Below are 22,864 nucleotides of genomic sequence, written 5' to 3' on the forward strand. Positions count from 1 at the left end.
GACCACTTTATCAAACGTATCATCATTAGTTGTCCAGTCTTGGAAATCAATATGACCTGTTACCAAGTTGACATTGCTCCAACGTTTGAAGTTCAGTGTCTCAACCACATCATCCTTAGCCTTGCTTCCATCTTCGTAAACATAATGAATGGTACGACTAACACTTTCCTTGTTGTCCAAGTTTTCAACGCTTCCTGGCCAACGTGGGCTATCTGGTTGTCCTGGAGTGACTGGTGTATTTGGTTGTGGCTTAGGTTCTTTCGGTGTCACACGTTCGACACGTTCTGAAAGGGTTACTGTGTAGACTTGGTCACGTGCTGTATCGTAGTCATAAACCTTGGCACCACCTGCTGTGAACTCATCGCTGACAAGCTTATAGCCTTGTTTCTTGAATTCATTGATTTGATTGGTAGTGCTGTAGGCAATGGCTTCCCCTGACTTACCTGTTACTTCATCTGATTTGAGAACATGATTGCCGTTAGTGCTTACATAACGGATAACAGCTTTTTGAGCATCCTTACGATAAGTGACTGTTTCAACTCGGTCTTGGTCTTTCGCTTGAACTCCACTTACAGCTGGGATTTCTGATTTATCCGCTGTGTAACCTGCGATAGTTGGAGAGACCACTTTATCAAACGTATCATCATTAGTTGTCCAGTCTTGGAAATCAATATGACCTGTTACCAAGTTGACATTGCTCCAACGTTTGAAGTTCAGTGTTTCAACCACATCATCCTTAGCCTTGCTTCCATCTTCGTAAACATAATGAATGGTACGACTAACACTTTCCTTGTTGTCCAAGTTTTCAACGCTTCCTGGCCAACGTGGGCTATCTGGTTGTCCTGGAGTGACTGGTGTATTTGGTTGTGGGCTTGGGTTATCTGGGTTAACGGGTTCGACACGTTCTGAAAGGGTTACTGTGTAGACTTGGTCACGTGCTGTATCGTAGTCATAAACCTTCGCACCACCTGCTGTGAATTCATCGCTGACAAGCTTATAGCCTTGTTTCTTGAATTCTGTGATTTGACTTGTAGTGCTGTAAGCAATCGCTTCTCCTGACTTACCTGTCACTTCATCTGTTTTGAGAACATGATTGCCGTTGGTACTTACATAACGGATAACAGCTTTTTGATTTTCTTTTTCAATAACTACATTAGAATCTTTTCCAACAGCGTCTAAATCATTATCATCGTTTGGATCAATGGTTTTTGTTTCCGCATTATATCCTCGAATAGATTGATTATCACTAATTTTCCAACCAACTGGTGCTTTAGGAATTTCAGTAACATCTGCTCTTGTTGTATCATTAAAATCGTTTTTATATTGTCGACGAATAGCAGCTTCTTGATTCTCGACTACTTCACCATTTGCATTGATATAATGTCCATTTTTATCGACTAGATTGATGTAACCTAAGTCTTTATACCAAACATTGATTTCTGTTTCAGGAGTAAAATTCGGATTAACTGTTAACTCATCCACACTCTTAGCATCTGCATAATGACCTGGATTGACTGGAGTCATAACTTTCTTGAAAGTATAATCCAAATCTCCGATAGAACGTTTCCTGCGACGTGAACGAGATTGTGCTGCATGAGCTTCAATAGCACTCTTTAATTGCAAGCGGGCTTCTTGATCTAAGGGAATATTCCATCCGCCTTCTTTATTAGCCCTAGCATCTTCAACTCGGAGTCCTTTAACAGGTTTTAAGGCGTTTTTATCTTTTTCTACCGACTCCTTTTCTACATTAGAAGTTTGTTCAACTACTTTTGATTCAGCATTTTTCGTTTCAGTAGATTCTATTTTACTAACTACTTCAGCTTTATCAACAATTTTAGTCGTAGTTGTCCCTCTATACTCCAAAGCAATAACTGCAGCTTGAAGATCAGACTCTGCTTGAGATAATTCTGACTCTGTCACATCTGCTTTATTTAATAATCCTTTAGCAGATTGGATATTAGTTTGAAGACGTTTTACAGTATCTTCAGTGTATAACTTAAGCTCAAATTTTTCTGCACGCGAAAGAGCTGTTAACAATTTTGATTTATCAACAGCACTTTGATGAGAAACTGCTTCTTTTTCAACTTTTGCTTCTTCAACTTTTTCTGCTGAGGCTTTAGCATCTTCAGATTTAACTGGAGTTACCTCTACTGGATTAGCAGCCATTGGAGCTGCGTAAGTCATTTCTTTCTTAGCTGTAGAAACTTCTGCTAGTTTGGTAACTTCTTCTACCTTATCAACAGAAATACTGCTAGTAACTTCTGAATGATGTTCATCTGCTTGTACCGCTTGAGTATTAGCAGCTGTTCCTAAGACCAAGGCTGTCCCGAGCAAGACACTTGCTACCCCAAAGTGATATTTACGAATAGAGTATCTTTGTTGCAAGCTATACCAGTCAAATGATTTTTTATGTGAATATTTCATTTTGAACTCCTAGATAATATTTTATAGTTCTCACTCTACAACTATTTGATATATAAATCAATATTATCTAAGCAATTAATATATTCTCTTTTTGTACCTAAAAGCCACTTATCTTATTCTCATTTTTCTGATTAAGTAAGACACTTTTTTACTCTAACATTTTTGTACACCTCATACAATAATATGATATAATAAAAATAGGAGGAAATTAGAAACATGCGCAATCTTTTATCCACAAAAGATCAAAGACAATTACGCTTAATGGAGAGCCTAATTCAGAATCGTAATTGGATGAGATTACATGAACTTGCTGACAATTTAGGATGTACAGAACGAATTCTAAAAAGTGATTTAAATGAATTACGTACCGCCTTTCCAACTATTGACATCCAATCTTCTATTAATGGAATTATGATAGATTTAGATGTGCAGACTAGCGTGGAAGATGTATATCAATATTTTCTTGCCCATTCTCAATCTTTTCAATTACTGGAGTATATGTTTTTTAATGAAGGTCTACCGATTTATCGAACCGTTGAAAATCTTCACTCAAGTAATGCCAATCTCTATCGATTAGGTCGAAATATCACAAAAACTCTATCATCTCAATTCCAAATTGAACTATCTTTTACTCCAACTGAGATACGAGGAAATGAAATCGATATTCGCTATTTTTATGCTCAATACTTTTCTGAGCGTTATTATTTCCTAGACTGGCCTTTCCCAGATATCCCTGAAGAGGACTTAACAGAATTTGCTGATTTCTTCTATAAAATCACCAATTATCCAATGCGATTTTCAATTTATAGAATGTATAAATTGATGATAGCTATCAGTATCTACCGCATTAAAAATGGTCATTTCATTGACTTACCCAATCATTTTAACGATGACTACTATCCTCTTTTGATGAATATTCCAAATTTTGAGGAGATACTTGTCCATTTCTCTGAGAAGTTGGGACTTGAAATGACTCCAGATACAATCGCTCAAATTTTTATTTCTTTTCTTCAGAATGATATTTTCCTCGACCCTCAAGACTTCTTCAATTCTTTAGAAGAAAATAGTGAGGCAAAGTATTCTTACCAGTTACTCAGTCAAATATTGGAACGTCTAGCAAAACAATTTAAGATTACTTTTACCAACCGCGAAGAGCTTATTTGGCATTTACACAACACTGCTTTCTTCGAAAGACAGGAAATCTTTTCTACCCCAATCTTATTTGAACAAAAAGCATTGACGATTAAAAAATTCGAAGTTTACTTCCCAGACTTTATGGGGAGTGCGCGTCAAGAACTGGCTCAATACCGTCAAGCAATTGGACAGCATGACCATCCTGAACAGTTGGAACACTTGATGTACACTATCTTAACCCATGCTGAAAACCTCTCTACTCAGTTGTTAGAAAATCGACCACCTATCAAGGTTTTGATTATCAGTAACTTTGACCATGCTATATCCCTTACCTTTGTTGATATGCTTTCCTATTACTGTAATAACCGCTTTACCTTCGATACTTGGGATGAATTGGAAACAAATCCTGAGATTTTAAATCAGACAGGTTATGATATCATCGTGTCTAATTTCTATATTCCAGGAATTACCAAGAAGTTTATTTGTCAAAATCATCTGTCAATTATGGATTTAGTTAATCACCTCAACACCTTATCAAATGAGATTCATATATCCAATACTTTATAAGATAGAAAAAGTCAGCATAATCCTGCTGACTTTTTCTCTTATCTGATTTCTATACTTCCTTAACAAAAACCAATTCCTGTGGTTGGGACAGATCTTCTCGGTAGGCAAATCCTGCAAAGCTTAAGCGACGAGCTTCCTCCACAGTTTGTACTTGATTTTCTATCAGAGCTGTTAGGAAGGCACCACGCGCTTTCTTGGAAATGGTTGAATGTATCTTCAGCTGCCCACCTCTATCCTCCATGAATTTGAAGGTCACCATCTTTTCTCTAATTTCCTTAGAAAATACAGTCTCAAACTCTGCTTCCTTCTAGGATAAGATTGAAATAAAATATAAACAAATAGATTAGGAAATTTAAATCAATTTCTAAAAATTAATTAGAAGTCGTATTATACTATTCTTGTTTCAATACACTATAGTAAATAAGAGGCACTATAATACCTGTCACACGTCAAATAGACTGAAGTTTTCACCTCAGTCTATTTTTCTATTAGATTTCAGAAAGGAAGTTTTTCTTTCTTAGTCTTCTTTTTTCTTACGAGCTACGAGTCCGAATACACCCAACATTCCAAGAAGTCCAAGACTAGTTAAACCAGCCTTATCCTCTGTACCAGTATTTGGTAATTCCTTCTTGTCATTGGCTACGGTTGTTTCAACGGCTACTGGTTTAGAATCAGTAGAACTTGTCTGAACTGGAGTAGCTACTGGTTTTTCTGGACTTGTAGGAGTCTCTGGAGAGCTTGGTTGCTCTTGATTGATTGGTTTTGTCACTTTCTTATAGTGATGTAGTATATTTCCTTTAGCATCCGTTGTTGAATGACTAAATTCATATCCTTCCAACTCTATTGGATTGTGTTTTCCTTCTTTATCTGAAGTAATTCGGTTACCATTTTCATCAAGATATTCCGTTACAATCTGAACAGTTGAATCATCATTTTGAGAAATGACTCCTCCACCATTTTGTGATTTAGGCGTTACAGTTACACGAACATCCACTGTGATAACTTTACCATTTGGCAATTCAATCGTTACCTTAACTGGATCTTTCTTACCTGGAGTTGTTAAGTCTGGAATGTTTTCAACCTTAGTAGTTGCTCCTTCTGGTACTTTAATTTGTTTTAAAATATCTTCTGGAGTCAATTTACCTGTTGTAACTGGTGTTTCGATTTCCTTAACTGGAGTTACAGTTACAGGAACATCCACTGTGATAACTTTACCATTTGGCAATTCAATCGTTACCTTAACTGGGTCTTTCTTACCTGGTGTTGTCAAATCTGGAATATTTTCAACCTTAGTAATCTTACCACCTTCTGGAATCGTAATTCCTTTAGTGTAATCGTCCCGTGTTAATGGTGTGGTTGTTACTGGAGTCTCGATTTCCTTAACTGGAGTTACATTTACTGGTACGTCCACTGTCACTACTTTGCCATTTGGTAATGTTACAGTTACTTTAACTGGGTCTTTCTTACCTGGAGTTGTTAAGTCTGGAATATTTTCAACCTTAGTAGTTGCTCCTTCTGGTACTTTAATTTGTTTTAAGATATCTTCTGGAGTCAATTTACCTGTTGTAACTGGGGTTTCGATTTCCTTAACTGGAGTTACAGTTACTGGTACATCCACTGTATAAGATTTACCGTTTGGTAATGTAATCGTTACTTTAACTGGATCCTTCTTACCTGGTGTTGTCAAATCTGTAAGATCGCCGACCTTAACAGTTGCTCCTTCTGGAATCTTCATTCCTTTTGTATAATCGTCTTTAGTTAAAGGAGTGTTTGTTACTGGTGTTTCAATCGGTGTTGGTTTTGTTTCAACTACTTTAATAGTAGCTGGAACTTCTGCTAACACTTTTCCATCTTTATCTTTTACAACTACAGTTACTGGTTTATCCCCTGGAGTTGATCCATCATAGGCTTCCGTTGTTCCTTCTGGAATCTTGTATTCGAATGTTGAACCTGCTGGATAATCACCTGGTGTAATACTATCTTCCGCTTTTGGTTTATCCTTATCTTCAGCATTCACTGGAGTTAATTGTTCTTTTCCTTGAACAACTTTGATTTTCGCAGGTACTTCTACAATTGGATCACCATCTGAATCTTTCACAACTACAGTTACATCTTTTTCACCTGGTGTTGAACCATCATAGGCTTCTGTTTTTCCTTCTGGCGTCTTGTACTCAAATGTTGAACCTTCTGGATAATCATCTGGTGTAATGCTATCTTGTGGTTTTGGTTTCTTATCACTTTCAGCATTTACTGGAACATACTGTGTCTTAGGTTCTACAACAACAATCTTAGCTGGAATTTCTGTAATTGGTTGTCCATTCAGCTTAGCTACTACCGTTACAGGTTTCTCACCTGGTGTTGTTGTATCTACTGGAGTGTTATCTTTATATTCAAATGTTGTTCCAGTTGGGAAATCATTAGGATTAATGTTATCTTTCGTATCTGGCTGTTTCTTAGCTGGATCTACTGGTACATATTTAGGATAACTTTCCACCACACGTACAGTTGCTGGTACTTCAACAATTGTGTTTCCTTGTGGGTCAAGTACTTCAACAACCACATTCTTATCTCCAGGTGTTGTTACATCGATTGGACTTGTTTGTCCATCTGGAGTCTTATATCTAAATGTAGATCCTTCTGGATAATCTGTCTTATCAATGCTCTTTTCTGGATCTGGTTGTTTGTTGTTTTCATCCACTGGAACGATTTGAGGCACACCTTCAACTACTGTAACTGGGACTTTAACAGTCGTTGTTTTTTCTTGACCATCTACTGTATATTTAACAGTTACATCCACTTCAGTATCTTCTGTTAAGTCTGGAACTGTAATTGTAGCTGTCTCATCAATAGCAACTGTTGCACCTTGAGGTAATTTTCCTGTAAATGTTCCGTCAGCAATTGCTTGTTTCGCTTGAGCAAGTACTTTTTCTTTTGCTTTTTCTTTATCACCATTTTTAGGAACAAGAATTTCATCAGCTTCTGGTTTTGGTAAAACTGTTACTGGAACACTTACTGTTTCTGTTAATTTACCATTATCATATGTTACTGGCACATCAACTTTTACATCTTTTGCTCCTGCTTTTCCTGTTGTTTCTGGTAAGGTTGTTGGTTCACCTTTTGTACCATCTGTTCCTGGTGTTACTGCATCTTTCGCTTGATCAGCTGTCGGTTTTTCACCTTCGAGCACGACAATTTTACTTGGAGTTGAGCTTACTACTGTAACTGGGACTGAAATAGTATCTTCTGCTACTACTGTACCTGTGCTATCTTTGTATTGAACTTTTACTGGTACAGTGTCCTTATCGCCATTAGAATCTGTTGCTGGAACAGTATATGTTTGATTTGGATCTAATTCTGCTGTAACTCCTGATGGTAATGTTAGTTTACCTACTGCAGCTTGTGCTTTTTCTTTCACTGCTGTTTTCAAGCTATCACTAGTTGTATCTTTTAATGTTGTTACTTTTTCTGGTGTTGCTTTTGGTAATACTTCAACTGGTACATTTACAGTTTCTTCACGTTTTTTATCACCTGAACCATAATTTACAGTTACTGGCGCTGTTAATGTTTCATCTCCAACCTTTCCAGTTGTTTCAGGCAACTTAGTTTCATCTACAGTTTTCTCATTTCCCGTTGTAGTAACTGCATCTTTAAGTTTATCAGTAGTTGGTTTATCCCCTTCTACTACATAAACTGGTGTTGTAGTTGATACACGTGGTTGAACTTTAACCGTAAACTCTTGCGTAATGTTGTCGTTCATATCTTTCTTCGTATCAAATAATGGGTCTTTATCAAACGGATTGTCGACGATATCATATCCCATTGATTTCAATACGTCGATATGAGCTTGCACATCACTTTCAGGAATTGTTTCGCCTGATTTACCAGTTAGAGTTAAGATATGGTCATTCAACTCAGTTTCTGTTTGAGTTTTTGGATCGACTGAAACAAATTTAACTTTTGCTTTTTGATCGTCTTTATCATAGGTAATCTTGATGTTTGCTTTTGGATCCGTAATTTTTGGTGGTTTATAACCTTCTGCTGGATTGGCAGGATTTACTAGTTCTAATGGTGTTCCATTGCCATCTTTTGAAGTATATCCATCTTTATGAGGAATAATTTGTGTAATTTCACCAGTTTTGGTTGGATCATTTGGATCATTAGGGAATGAAATCGGTTCTCCATCCTTACCAGTAGTTGGATCAACAGGAATCCAGCTTCCAATCTTCGTATAAGTAACCTTATCCGTTTCATCAGGGATTACTTTTGTATCTTTTGTAGGAGTTGCTGCTTCTTTGGCTGGAATTTCTTTTTTATCAGCAATATAGCCTGATAGAACATCTACTCCAACTTTATCCCATATTTTATTTGGAGTTTCCCAATCTGTATAAGTAACTTCTTTTGTAACAAGATTAACGGTCGCTTTTCTTGTGAATGGCACAGTTTGAACAATATCATCCTTGGCTTTTTCTTCAAGTGCTGTATCAGATTTTTTCTTCACATATGAAATAACACGTTTCGCAGTTGTTTTCAAATCAGTCTCAGTCAGTCCCGCAGGCCATTTTAATTCTGGATTTTCCCCATTTGGATCTACTGGTGTATCTTTTTCATGAGGAGTTGTTACTGGGACTTCAATAATTCTTGGTTTTACTACTACTTCAAACGTTTGAGAAGGTGATGAAGTTCCATCAGTTGGGTTCACATCTTCTTGGTCATCAAAAGTTGGATGATGATTGTCTGCTGTATGGTAGCCATCACTTTCAACTTCGTACCCTTTATTTTTCAATTCTTTAATTTTATTTTCAATGTCCGTATTTGTTGGTAATTCTTCACCAGATTTACCCGTTACTTCGTAACTTTGAATCACTTCATTTGTGCCACTATCAACCTTTTTCTCAATGACTACTGTCGCTTTTTGATTAGATGGAGTATAAGTAATCTCTGAATTCCCAAAGTTATCAGCTGGATTAAATCCGTCTGGAACTTTATAGCCTTCCTTAGGATTATTTGGATTTTTCGCTGTTAATTCGACTCCATTATAAACAGGAGTAAATCCTGGTACATAAGGAATTGTAATAGTTCCAAAGTCTCCTGGTTTTGTTGGATCTGTGGGATGATTTGGATAATGAATTTTTTCTGGTGCATCATTTGGTTTCTTACCATTTGGATAAGTTGGAACAAATGATCCAATTTCTTTATAAAGAACTTTCTTCACTTCTGGAGTTACAACACCAGTTGAAGTTGGTACAGGTGCTTCTTTTGCAGGAACTGTTTTATCCGCATTATCTACTAATAAATAACTATTCACAACAGGAGAAGGTACTTTGTTAAACTTACCTTTTGTTCCATCAACTGTTGCATCTGTTAATTTATCCGCACCTTCATAAACTGTCCAATCAGAATACGTAACTTCTTTTGTTTCTGGATTAACTGTTGCTGTTCGTTTATACGTTACTTTTTGAACTTTATCGACTTTATCCGCTTCAATCGGTTGCGCATCTACTTTATCTTGATCCGCTTCTTTTAAGTACTTAATTGTACGTGTTACTTCTTTTACTAAATTCTCACGTGTTACACCAGAAGGATAAGTTCCTCGGTTTGAATCTCCCTCTTTAACAGGTGTTCCTTCCGTTTTTGGAGAAACTGGAGATGTCGAACTTGGATCTGTCGGATCTGTCGTTACCGTTGGATCTACCGTAATTAAATCTAACACATGAACATTCACAGTAGTTTCTGTAGATTTTTTACCTTCACTATCTGTAGATTGTACTTTTACTGGGTACGTACCTACAACTGTTGTATTTAAGTTACCAGCATCACTAACAGCAATTGATGGTTTAGTTAACTCAACACCATCACGATCATCTTCTAAGTCCGTTGCAGAAGGAACAGCTTTCTCTAATACCTTTTCATTTGTCCATTTATCAGTTTCTTTCGTTTTATACACATATAAATCAGAATTCTGAACAGCTACTGTTGGTGCTTCATTTTTCACTTCTCCATAGGCAGGTTCTGATTCATTTCCTGCTTTATCATAGACTGTTACTTTGATACGCTTATCAGGATTTGTACTGTCGCTTGCTTCATCTAAGTTTACAGTTTCAGGTAATGATAAAACTAATTTGCCATCTACTTCATTTATCTTTTCAGAATCCTTATACCAGCCATCTACTTTCTTCGTTAAAGTAATCGGTGCGGCTCCATTTGGTAATGTAACTTTTAGAGATGTCACTCCCCCAATAGCATGATTAATGCGATCAACCTTCGTTATTGCTTCATCCTCTGTTAAGGTATGATGATTATTATTTTTATCATTGGCAATTAAATCTTGTTTTTCACGAGCCTCATTTGTAACACCTGTTTCATCTTCTGGAACAGATATCAGTAATTTTTTAGGTTGATTCCTATCCTTTCCTTCCCCTTTTACTCCGTCTGTATGAATAGCTTCTACTGTTGGTGTCGTTGGTTTTGTTGAATCAATATAAATCGTTTTATTGTAGTAATACTCTGGATTGTCACTATTTCTAAGTCCATTGACTACTTCATTATATTTACCTTTAGGAATAATATTTCCTTCTTTATCTCTCTTTGTACCATCATTGGATACATCCCCAGTATTTAAGATTTGATTATCTTCAGAATCTCGTAATCCATTTGGTAAGAATGTTCTAACTTTAAACGTAGCTGTTCCCTTATAGTTATCAGCTGTTGTAAAAGGTAGCTTGAATGAGCGTACACCATCATTAGATCCTACTCCAACATATGGGACATCTCCATTGTTAGATTTTGATGTATTATATTTTATTCTCAGTTTCCTAGTAGTAGAATCCCAAGAAATATTATTTGCTGATACTGGAACAGAACCAAACCAAACATATTGTGTTGGATTGGTAATTTTTTCTGGTAAAACTACACCTTCTGGTACTTCAATTTCTGTTTCTGCTACACCATAATGTCGAACTCCCCCAACACTTTTAACAGTAAATTCAAATTCACCAGTTTGTTTTGCTTTATATAAGTTTTCTTCGCCAAATTCATTTTCTGTGTTTTTAGTTTTAACATTAGTGGTCATTTCTAATCCAGTACCAACCGCTAAGTTCACTGCCCCTATAAAATAACCATCTTTAACTTTGCTATCCGTACCAGATAAATAACTATTGTTAATAGCTGTCCCATCATCAAGTGCTTCAATTTCTACACGTACTCTTGTAGTCGATTGAGGTACTTCATAGATTGCCCGATATTCAGACCAACCATCTCCATTTCCTCCATCTCCTACAGGAACAGAGATGTGTTCTTCTTCATATTTTTCACCAATAGTATGGTCATCTCTAATGCTAGAAATTTTTTCTCCTGTTACTGCATCATACATTGTGATTTTTACTCTTTCACCTGTGCCAGCAGTACCCATATTACCATATGCTCCACCAGTAATCGCACTAAACATGAGTCTAGAGTTTCCGTTTACAGCGTATTCTTTAGATATCTTAGTTCCTTTTTCTCCCAACTCTAAGTAATAACCTTTAGGTAGATTATGTGTTCCTACCATACCCGAGTGGTTTACTCCGTTGGCATAGTTTTGATTGGAAGCATTCACACCAAGTGGATGACCTTCCGATGGAGTTTCATTTTCATTTGGTTGAACTTTCCCATTCAAATCGTATACTTTAGATGATTTAGGAGCAAATTCAGTTGGTCGATCAGCTGGTATATTTGTTGGAGTTTCTGGCTTAACAGCTGTAACTTTTCCCCCACCTTCAATCTTCCAACCATTTAAGGCATTATGATGATTAGCTTCATCTGCTGTAATTTCTTTTTCTTTCCATTTGTAAGTGATACTTCCTAAAAGTTGTGTTTTACCACTTTTATTAGTATTTCTACTCCATTGTTTATTTACAGTTTTATTTTTTGCAGTAGCATTACTGAAATCTATATCTCCAAACTGATTTTTTGCACTTTCAAATACACCGTCAGCTGGATTATTTCCCGAACCTATTTTGTTATTGTTCGTTGGTCCTTCGGTTGCTGGAATTATTGGATTAGTTGTAGGAGCAGCTTCTCTAAATCCACTTTCCCCTTTACCTGGGATAGCTTGTCCATTTCTTGGATCTTGGTTTTTATTTACTTTTTCTTCTTCAGTTATTTCTGATTTGATACTGTTTAGAATGCTAAGGCTACTTGAAAGTTGTTTAGCAAGTGCATCAACTTTTGCCTGGCTTTTTGTATCATCATTTAAAAGCTCTTTTGCTTTATTAACCAAAATTTTAGTATCATCGATGAATGATTTTGTTCTCTTACTTTCAGTTAATTGACTCAATCGACTTTCAGCTTTAGCAACTAAATCTTCTAACGATGCTGTATTAATAGCAACTTTTTCCGTTACTACCTTTGGAGTTTCAACTGCACTGGCTTGTTTGTCAGCAGCAGACTCTTTTACAGAAGTATTATTTTGTCCATCGGGCTCTTTAGCAGTAGCAGATGCTTGTCCAGTAACTTCCTGAGAGGGATCCGAGGACTTATCAGTTAGATTTTGAGGATTTTGAACTTTTGTAGGTTCTGAATTGGTTAGTTGTTCAGCCGCTTGGACGCTTCCTCCACCAAGGAAAAACAATCCAGTAGCTACAGCCACACTAGCCGCACCGAAACTGACCTTACGAATACTGTAACGTGTGAATCTCTCCACTTGCGATTGGCGAACAAAATGTCCATTAGATTTAAACATAGTTTAACTCCTTTTAAAATATTTTCAATTAAAAAATATTAATCATTAAACTTATATATAATTGCATATTTTTTAATTTTATATTGAATTATACTATTTTATTATTTTAATTGCAACTTTTAACCTTATATATAAAAATAAAAATTTCAAAAAACGTAAGGATTATTAAAGTCAATTAAATATTAAAAATTATATTAATTCTATGTTTGTTATAATATTTCTAATTATTCCTTATATAAAATAGATTATCGATATAAATATATACTATATATTCTATCTATATTTTTTAGAGTCTCAAAACAGTTTATAGTGACAAACTAAGTATTAAACATTCAACAATAAATTAATGATGATTCTAAAAAATATTGAATAAAAAAATAACTACTCCAAAAATAGTATTAGAATAAAACTATCAATAATTACTCTAAACGATGTATCGAACTTCAAGCATCGAATAGCTAATCTTTATACTTCTAAAAAAAGAGCAGTAATATAGTCAGTTAATAAAATATTAATCCTTAGCCTCTTGATTTATAATTTATATTTGAAGACAAACAACGTAATTAATAACAGTTAGTCTTACCCTAAATATATATTTAAATAAAAAATACTATAAATAAAAATTTACAAATAAGTATTCCTTTGTATTTTAAATTTTGATATAATTAAACTGCTTTTGATTACTCTCATTACAATAATAATTTCCTTATTAAAAAATTAAAGTTGTTTTCCATTAATTATTAAATAGTGTTTTACACTAGTATTAACTTTACTTTTACTAGAAAATCAAAAGTATGAATCTGAGACAAAATAGTTCTCAGCCACAAAAAAGCTAGAGATTTCCAATAGCGGAACTCTAGCTTTTTAATTTGGAGTCGTTCTCTTATTGTATTTTAGGAGGTTATTGGCCATAAGTACCAATCCCATGTCAATTCTCACTTGACGCTTCCCTCTCAGATTACATCTCTTGTACCCCAAACAAGCCTTTATCTGCCCAAAGACAGGTTCCACATCAATCTTGCGTTGAGCGAAAATCTGTCTACCTTGGGGAGATAAAAGCGCCTGACATTCTTTATCTTTCAAGTTTTGATAGCGTTCGTTTATATACAGTCCCTTTTGAGGAGCTGATTCAGGTTCATCTGCGTAGTAAACCTTGATTTCCTGTTGAAAGTCCGTCTGTGTTTTCTGATGTTTGATGTGGTGAAAACGATAGCACCAACCATTAGGATGTGTGTAGCTATCCTCCTTGTCATTATAGTGCCAATTCGCTAAGTTTTTAGCTGACTGTTTATACCCTCTCTTTTGTTCCTTATCAAACATGGCATATTTAATCAGATGGTTTACCTGCTTTTCATCTAAACGAAGGAGGTTCTCTTCACTTCCATATCCAGCATCTGCGACAACTGTCTTTACATCATGCGGATAGGTTTCAAGTAAGGGCAGAAGAGTCTTGGTATCTGTCGGATTTGAGAAGACATCATAGTGAAGAACAAATTGGTTTTCAGTAGCGATTTGAAGATTATATGCAGCCTTAAGTTGGCCATTTTTCATATGGTCTTCCTTCATCCGCATAAAAGTGGCATCTGGATCGGTTTTGGAAAAACTGTTACGCCCTTCAAATGTCTCCTGATAGCTCTCATATTTTTCAGCACGTACTGAAAAATCATCTTTGACTTTACGCAAGACTTTCTTGAGTTTACGACGTTGGGTTTTACGTTTATCCTTTCCTTTAACGGGTGTCTCCTCAATGTCCTGGTTCAGTTTTTCCAATTCTTCTTCAAGGACTTGAGCGAATTCAAGCAACTGCTCTGAAGAAATTTGTTCTTCTTCATCCAGCTTAATAGCCTGATGGATAAGGGGAGTGATTTCTTCTTGAAAATAGACCTGTATCTGTTCTTGAAGTTTGACAGAAAACTTGTCCGTTGCTTTCTTCCACACGAAACTATACTTATTGGCATTGGCTTCAATCTTAGTCCCACCAATAAACAAGCAATCTAAGGTCACTAACTCTTCCATTTTTAAACGAAGATTGAGGTCGATGAAAAGATTGCGAATGAGTTCTTCCATCTCTTCAGCGACACGAAACCGATTGATAGTGCGATAGCTGACAACCAACTGTCCTGTTAGGTACTGCATAGCCAGATTTTCAACCATCATTTTTTCAATTTTTCGACCAGAGAAAATCCCTTGTGAATAGGCAAATAGAAGAGCAGATACAAGCATTTTAGGGTGATAAGACGGGCGACCAAAGGCATGATAGAAGGCGTGGAAATGACAATCCTCCAAGGTATTCACCACTTTTTCAATAGTAAAGACGAGATGGTCTTGTGGCAAGAAAGAACGGATTTCTAGTGGTAAAGTTGTTTGATTTGTGTTATAGTGAATATGCATGGGATAGCCTTTCTAAATGGTTTATTATAAATTTGTAAAATCGATAGATTAGACAAAAAAGCGAACAAGACAGAATTCTGAGTGTCAGATAACTCGTTTTGTTCGCTTTTTATATTTAAGGTTAGACTTTTGTCCCAGACTCTTTTCTTCTATCTATCTTCTATACTTCCTTAACAAAAACCAATTCCCTCTGCTGTGACAGATCTTCTCTGTAGACAAATCCGGCAAAGCTTAAGTGGCGAGCTTCTTCCACTGTTTGTACTTGATTTTCTATTAAAGCCGTTAGGAAGGCACCACGCGCTTTCTTAGAAATAGTTGAGTGAATTTTCAACTGACCGCCTCTATTCTCCATGAATTTGAAGGTCACCATCTTTTCTCTGATTTCCTTAGAAAATACGGTCTCAAACTCGGATGACAAGAGAGAAAAAATCACTTCTTCCTGCGTCACAGCTTCATCATAGGTTGCCTTCCAATGGCTCTTCAAAGTCTTACCAGCGACTTTTAATTTCATCAAAAAGTCCAAACGGTGAGGGGCCATAGGTGACAAGGCTGGAACGACACCGTACAAAGCCGAGGTAATGAAGACATGATTTTCAAGATAGGCTTGTTCTGCCTCGGTCAATTTGTCTCGCTTGATATGACGGTACATAAGCCCATCAAAAAGTTTCAAGGCTGGGTAGTGTTGAGCAGTTTTGTTTTTTAAAGCTTGGATATGTTGAAATTCTTCCGCAGCTTTCTCGGCTGAAACTTTGTAAAAACTCTCCAATTGACTAGCAGAATAGAGGGCCAAGGCATCCAGCACGGCCTGACTTTCTGGTTTTAAAGAAGTTGCTTCGATACTCGGCAAGTCTGTGTTCATTTCTTTTGCTGTTGGGATTAAAATTTTCATATTAATAGTGTAGCATATTTTTTAGCTACAACCAAGAAATTCATCTGAAAAACCTCGGTTTGACCGAGGTTTCTCTGTTTATTTGGGCCATCCTAACCAGACAGCCACGAGAACAAGGGCTAGACCAGCTAAACTTGTTAAGATAGATAAAAATTTATCTTTTTTCTCCTTGAACTGAGAAAAACCTATCTTCAAAGCAAGCAGTCCAAGTAGCATTGAAGCAACCATCACATAAAAACCCATTTGTTTGTCCTCCATTAGTCTTAATTTACCTTATTATAACATATACTTCTTAAATAAAGCTTTTTTATACTCAATGAAAATCAAAGAGCAAACTAGGAAACTAGCCGCAGGCTGTACTTGAGTACGGCAAGGCGACGTTGACGTGGTTTGAATTTGATTTTCGAAGAGTATTACTGTACTTTAAAGGTCTTGAGATAGTTATCTTTTCCTACTTGACCTTCGAAGGTTTTACCATTTTCAAGGTAAGGAAGGTCATCGGATACTGAGGCCTTAACCTTATATATCTTACCATCAACTTTAAAGAAGTAGACTGTATCGCCCTTGATAACAGCTGATTTGAGGTCTGCTACCACACCCTTGATACTTTCTGTTGTTGCATTGTCAATTTCAAGGTCGTTTTTATTGGCATACTTGCTGAGCAGCTCTTCCACTGTCGTAGCAACGATAACATTTTGGTACTCAACTGCATCTACCAGGGCGTACTCTTTGACCAAACCAGCATTGTCCTTCAAGCCCATGATGTAAAGAGGCTTGTCATTAAGGTTGATGAGGATTGGGAAGGTTGCCTTGTAGGATTTCTCCTGAACAGCACCCTCGGCTGATTCACGGGCTGATTCTTCGGTCGCAGAAGCCAAGCTGTACTTGGTGATTTCTCCTGTTCGCATATTTTCAAGGATGAAACCAAGATTACTTTCATCCGCATTGGCCGATGTCACACCTGTGTAGAGGTAGATGTCATTACCGATAGACAAATAATTATATCCCTTGGTAGTTTGGGTCACGTTTTTCTTGGAAATCATGGCATTCCAGAAACCATCCTTGTACTTGCCGTTGTAATTGATTTGCTCAATGGTTTCCTCAGCTGGATAGACCCTGTCCACCCATTCTGGAACATCTGACAAGCTGTATTCCTTGGTTTCTCCATTTGTGGCATCCAAGATAATGACTGAAACAGGACGAGGAACCGCAAGTCCAAATTGCTTTTGGTAAACTGTAGCCACATAGAAAGGATTGCCCTCATCGTCCACCTCAAAAGATGGAGTCCTGAAGATTTTAGTTGGGTACTTCAAGCGCAGGTGACGCTTGACATCGCGGTTAAAATACTCCGAGTCCGAATACTTGATTGGTGTCTTCAAGTCCACCAAGTCCGCATTCCCAGTTACCATGTCCACCTTGATATACTCGCCGATTCCCTTGGCTTGATTATTAAACCACTTGATAGGATCTGCGTATTCTAGTGGCGTAACCCGATAAGGCTTCCCATCAATTGTCAATTGGGTATAGGTATCTGCCGCTACGTACTGCGACACCTTATCTGTTAGGGAACCCAAGTAGCGGTCACCTATTTTTTCAGCAGTACTTCTATCTAAGATAGGAACCTTACTGGTGTCAGTCTTAGGAAATTCAGAAAAGTCTTTTTCCGTCACCGTGACTACATTGGCATAATTTTTAGCCTGAAAAATGCTAGAAGTTACCAAGGAAACCAAGGCTGCCAAGAGAAGAATTCCTCCAATAGAAGCTAAAAGGATTTTCCCTAACCGATTGATTTTGAAACCCTCTAGATTTAAGGCAGCTTCTGCCTTGCCGTGGCGCACATGAACCGTTTTGACCAGATTGATTCCCTTGCCAAAGCCAAATAAGACTGCTACAACCAGCAAATGCCCACAGAGGAAAAAGAGAAATTCCCAGCTAGTCAGGTTAAGGGGTGGTAAAAAGATATACCAGGTCGTTGCGATAAAAATAAGTTCAAAGATTATCCGTTTCATTTGCTGTCCTCCTAAATGATTCGTCCTTCCAAGTGATCCAGTTCATGCTGGCAAATCTGGGCTGGGAAGCCTGTCAAGGTAATGGTCTGTTCCTGCCACTTGCTGTCACGATAAGCAACCCTTATGGTTTCATAACGCTTAGTTGATCTCACACCTACCAAGGACAAACAGCCTTCTTCTGCCTCATAAGGTCCTTCAAATGACAGGAGCACTGGGTTAAACATGACCACGGGAACCAAGCCAAGATTAAAAATAATCACGCGCTTCTGCACCCCAATCATATTGGCAGCCAGACCGACACAGGTCTCACGATTTGCTAAGAGTGTATCCTGCAAATCTCTGGCAAGATACAGGTCTTCCTGACTTGCCGGCTGAGATACCTGAGATAAAAACAAAATATCCTTCACAATTTTCTTTTCCACTTCTGCTCACTCCTCTTACTTTTTACTATATTATAGCAATTATAGCACAAAAGCCGATAACTGCAAGCCCTTTCCCTCAACTGTAGCAAAAAGCCATCCGAAGATGACTTTTTTTTAAATCGCATTCTTATCAAAACCGAGTTTGCGTTGAACAAACTTAACAATTTCGACGATAATAATCATTGAGAAGCTTCCGCCCATAACGATTCCCCATTGTGACAAGTCTAGTTTGGTTACGTGGAAGATTCCTTCAAGCGGTTCTACGACGATTGTTGCCATGAGAAGGATGAAGGATACCAAGATGGACCAGTTGAAGGTCTTAGACTTGAATGGACCAACTGTCAAGATGGACTGGTAAACAGATTTCACATTGTAGGCATGGAAGAGCTGAATCAAACCAAGGGTTGCAAAGGCCATAGTTAGGGCATCTGCGTGAATGGCATGATTGTCACCCACGTGAACCGGGTAAAGAAGGGCAAGTCCATAAACACTCATAACAATAGCTGCTTGGAGTACACCTTGATAGATGATAGAACTGAAAACACCACCTGAGAAGAAGCTTGCCTTGCGTCCACGTGGTTTATGGTTCATGACACCAGGCTCAGCAGGTTCAACACCAAGAGCGATAGCTGGGAAGGTATCCGTTACCAAGTTAATCCACAAGAGATGAACTGGTTGCAAGACATCCCAACCAAACAAGGTTGATAGGAAGATGGTTAATACTTCAGCAGTATTGGCAGAAAGCAAATACTGAATAGTCTTTTGAATGTTTGAGAAGACCTTACGTCCTTCTTCAACTGCAACAATGATAGTCGCAAAGTTATCATCTGCAAGAATCATGTCAGAAGCTCCCTTAGAAACCTCTGTACCAGTGATTCCCATACCGATACCGATATCGGCTGTTTTCAGAGCTGGCGCATCATTGACACCATCACCTGTCATGGCAACGACTTTGCCTTGTTTTTGCCAAGCCTTGACGATACGAACTTTGTGCTCTGGAGACACACGGGCATAAACAAAGTATTGACCAACTACTTTTTCAAAGTCTTCATCTGACAGTTCATTGAGCTCAGCACCAGTTAAAACGTGGCCTTCGGTATCGTTTGCGTCAATGATTCCCAAACGTTTAGCAATAGCTTCTGCAGTGTCTTGATGGTCCCCCGTAATCATGATTGGACGGATTCCAGCTTCCTTAGCTACACGAACAGCCTCAGCTGCTTCCGGACGTTCAGGGTCAATCATCCCAATCAAACCAGTGAAGATAAGATCATTTTCTAATTCTTCAGAAGTCAAGTTTTCTGGAATTCTATCAATAATTTTGTAGGCACCTGCAAGGACACGCAAAGCTTGGTGGGCCATTTCAGAGTTGTTTGTATGGATGAGGTCTGTAACCTTCTCATCAATCGGAGCAATATCCCCAGCCTTATCACGAAGAACACAACGTTTCAAAAGTTGGTCTGGCGCACCCTTGACTGCTACAAGGAAACGACCATCTGGCAATGGGTGAACCGTTGACATGAGCTTACGGTCAGAGTCAAATGGCAATTCAGCTACACGAGGATATTTGTCTAAAAATCCTTTAACATCGTAGCCCTTGTCCAAGGCATATTGAATGAAGGCTGTTTCGGTTGGGTCACCAATCAAGTTTCCTTCCACATCAATTTTAGTATCATTTGCCAAGACAACTGAACGAAGCAGTGGCATTTCAAGACCTAGTTCAATATCATCAGCTGAATCATGTAGAACCGCATCGTAGAAGACTTTTTCGACTGTCATCTTGTTCATAGTCAGCGTACCAGTCTTATCAGAAGCGATGATTTCAGTTGAACCAAGTGTTTCTACTGCTGGCAACTTACGAACGATAGAGTTTCTTTTAGCCAAAACTTGAGTACCAAGGGCAAGAACGATAGTCACGATAGCTGGGAGCCCTTCTGGAATAGCTGCAACGGCAAGGGCAACAGAGGTCATCAACTCACCAAGTGGATTTTTGCCTTGAATGAAAACTCCAACTACAAAAGTAACAAGGGCAATGACCAAGATAGCATAGGTCAAGACCTTAGAAAGGTTGTTCAAGTTTTGTTTAAGTGGTGTATCCGTCTCATCCGCATCTTGGAGCATGCCAGCGATATGACCAACTTCCGTGTACATCCCTGTATTGACAACAACACCAAGACCACGACCATAAGTCACATTTGAGTTTTGGAAGGCCATATTGACACGGTCACCAATACCAGCATCTGCAGCAAGTTCAACTGTCAAGTCTTTTTCGACTGGCACAGACTCACCTGTCAGGGCAGCTTCTTCAATTTTAAGAGAGTTGGCTTCAAGCAAACGTAGGTCTGCAGGTACTACATCACCAGCTTCGAGAGCGACGATATCACCTGGTACCAATTCTTTAGAGTCAATCTCCGCCATATGCCCATCACGAAGAACTCGGGCAGCTGGACTAGACATGGATTTGAGGGCTTCGATTGCTTCTTCTGCTTTCCCTTCTTGGTAAACACCAAAGGCAGCGTTGATGATTACCACGGCTAAGATGATAATGGCATCTGCGATATCTTCCCCACCAGAAGTCACGACTGACAAGATTGCTGCCGCAACTAGGATGATAATCATCAAATCCTTAAATTGCTCGATGAATTTGACCAGGATTGATCGTTTCTCGCCTTCTTCGAGTTCATTGTGGCCAAATTCGGCAAGGCGCTTTTCTGCCTCACTTGATGACAAACCTTGCTCGGTCGCATCCACAGCCTGCAAGACCTCTTCAGGACTCTGAGTGTAAAACGCTTGGCGTTTTTGTTCTTTTGACATGTGTCTCCTCCTTGACATTGTGTGCAAAACAGACTCTCTTTTCCCTCATCGCATCTTTTCACGACAAACAAAAAGAGACCTGTTAATCATAACAAGTCTCGCTGTTTAAGATAGGGCCGGAAAGCATACTTTTCAGTATAAAATTCGGAATGACGACACTATCACAGGTTTCTGCCAGCTACTCCCTTGAGTAGTACTATTATACCAAATTTTGAAAAGTTTTCAAAGAGTAAAAACTGCCTTGTTTGAATTTTCCCTTGAAAACCAGTATAATGGTAGAATGCTATGTGACTAGAAAGGAAGTTGAATGAAGCAATCTATCTCAAATCTCAAGTTAGCTGAGCGTGGGGCCATTATCAGTATTTCGACCTATTTGATCTTGTCTGCAGCAAAATTGGCTACTGGGCATCTCCTTCATTCATCCAGTTTGGTGGCTGATGGTTTTAACAACGTGTCGGACATCATTGGAAATGTAGCCCTTTTGATAGGGATTCGAATGGCACGCCAGCCTGCAGACCGTGACCACCGTTTTGGTCACTGGAAGATTGAAGATTTGGCTAGCTTAATCACTTCCATCATCATGTTTTATGTCGGTTTCGATGTACTTCAGGATACCATTCAAAAAATTCTCAGTCATGAAGAAACGGTCATTGATCCTCTGGGTGCTACTCTAGGAATTATGTCTGCAGCAATCATGTTTGTGGTCTATCTCTACAATACTCGCCTCAGTAAGAAATCCAACTCCAAGGCACTGAAGGCTGCCGCCAAGGACAATCTTTCTGATGCTGTCACCTCACTTGGTACGACCATTGCCATCCTGGCTAGCAGTTTCAATTATCCCATTGTGGATAAACTGGTCGCTATCATCATCACTTTCTTTATCTTGAAAACTGCCTATGATATCTTCATCGAGTCCTCCTTTAGCCTTTCAGATGGTTTCGACGACCGTCTGCTTGAGGATTACCAAAAGGCTATCATGGAAATCCCCAAAATCAGCAAGGTTAAGTCGCAAAGAGGTCGCACCTACGGTAGCAACATTTACCTTGATATTACGCTGGAGATGAATCCTGACTTGTCGGTTTACGAGAGTCACGAGATTGCGGATCAAGTCGAGTCTATGCTGGAGGAACGTTTTGGCGTCTTTGATACCGATATCCATATCGAGCCAGCACCTATCCCTGAGGATGAAATTTTAGACAATGTCTACAAAAAATTGCTCATGCGTGAACAATTGATTGACCAAGGAAATCAACTGGAAGAACTCTTGGCTGATGATTTTGTCTATATTCGGCAAGATGGAGAGCAGATGGATAAAGAGGCTTATAAAGCCGAAAAAGAGTTGAATTCAGCTATCAAGGACATCCAAATCACTTCCATCAGTCAAAAGACCAAACTCATCTGCTATGAATTAGATGGTATCGTCCATACCAGTATCTGGCGTCGCCACGAAACCTGGCAAAATATCTTTCATCAAGAAACCAAAAAAGAATAGAGAAAT

The 22,864-nt window shown here is 38.2% G+C and carries 10 protein-coding genes and 1 pseudogene; 2 read left to right on the forward strand and 9 right to left on the reverse strand.

All coding sequences use genetic code 11. From position 1 onward, the window contains the following. On the reverse strand, window positions 1-2,424 hold a 2,424-nt coding region (locus tag SK608_RS11225; protein ID WP_033677855.1), incomplete at its 3' end, for a mucin-binding protein. A 216-nt stretch (window positions 2,425-2,640) separates the two neighbouring features. On the opposite strand from SK608_RS11225, the gene pclR reads away from it, so the two are divergent. Then, window positions 2,641-4,125, forward strand: coding sequence for a virulence transcriptional activator PclR (gene pclR, locus SK608_RS07405; protein ID WP_033677858.1), 1,485 nt, complete (start codon window positions 2,641-2,643; stop codon window positions 4,123-4,125). Between the two features lie 49 nt (window positions 4,126-4,174). On the opposite strand, the pseudogene yaaA (SK608_RS07410) reads toward pclR, so the two are convergent. The 8 genes and pseudogenes from yaaA (SK608_RS07410) to SK608_RS07445 form a co-directional block, all read right to left on the reverse strand. Further along, window positions 4,175-4,426 (reverse strand): annotated as a pseudogene (gene yaaA / locus SK608_RS07410) (peroxide stress protein YaaA); the annotation flags it as partial. 216 nt (window positions 4,427-4,642) lie between these two features. Next, window positions 4,643-12,844 (reverse strand): Rib/alpha-like domain-containing protein, encoded by an 8,202-nt coding sequence (locus tag SK608_RS07415; protein WP_033677860.1) that lies wholly within the window; start codon window positions 12,842-12,844, stop codon window positions 4,643-4,645. A gap of 864 nt (window positions 12,845-13,708) precedes the next feature. Further along, on the reverse strand, window positions 13,709-15,235 hold the full coding sequence (locus tag SK608_RS10790) for an IS1182 family transposase (protein WP_033677861.1): 1,527 nt from the start codon (window positions 15,233-15,235) through the stop codon (window positions 13,709-13,711). A gap of 160 nt (window positions 15,236-15,395) precedes the next feature. Continuing rightward, the gene (yaaA, locus tag SK608_RS07425) at window positions 15,396-16,124 is read right to left on the reverse strand and encodes a peroxide stress protein YaaA (protein ID WP_033677862.1); all 729 of its coding nucleotides are present in this window, start codon (window positions 16,122-16,124) and stop codon (window positions 15,396-15,398) included. A 78-nt stretch (window positions 16,125-16,202) separates the two neighbouring features. After that, window positions 16,203-16,367, reverse strand: a complete 165-nt coding sequence (locus SK608_RS07430; protein ID WP_000508327.1) for a YczI family protein — start codon at window positions 16,365-16,367, stop codon at window positions 16,203-16,205. A 170-nt stretch (window positions 16,368-16,537) separates the two neighbouring features. Next, on the reverse strand, window positions 16,538-18,133 hold the full coding sequence (locus SK608_RS07435) for a hypothetical protein (RefSeq protein WP_033677863.1): 1,596 nt from the start codon (window positions 18,131-18,133) through the stop codon (window positions 16,538-16,540). Window positions 18,134-18,144: 11 nt separating this feature from the next. After that, window positions 18,145-18,555 (reverse strand): peptide deformylase, encoded by a 411-nt coding sequence (locus SK608_RS07440; RefSeq protein WP_033677865.1) that lies wholly within the window; start codon window positions 18,553-18,555, stop codon window positions 18,145-18,147. Between the two features lie 114 nt (window positions 18,556-18,669). Continuing rightward, window positions 18,670-21,366: a cation-translocating P-type ATPase gene (locus SK608_RS07445; RefSeq protein ID WP_033677867.1), complete on the reverse strand. Its 2,697-nt coding sequence runs from the start codon at window positions 21,364-21,366 to the stop codon at window positions 18,670-18,672. Window positions 21,367-21,673: 307 nt separating this feature from the next. On the opposite strand from SK608_RS07445, the gene mntE reads away from it, so the two are divergent. Further along, window positions 21,674-22,858, forward strand: coding sequence for a CDF family manganese efflux transporter MntE (mntE, locus tag SK608_RS07450; protein ID WP_033677869.1), 1,185 nt, complete (start codon window positions 21,674-21,676; stop codon window positions 22,856-22,858). The last annotated feature ends 6 nt before the right edge of the window (window positions 22,859-22,864 follow it).

The sequence above is a fragment of the Streptococcus mitis subsp. hohhotensis genome (assembly GCF_000722775.1).
In the GTDB taxonomy this organism is placed as follows: domain Bacteria; phylum Bacillota; class Bacilli; order Lactobacillales; family Streptococcaceae; genus Streptococcus; species Streptococcus carlssonii.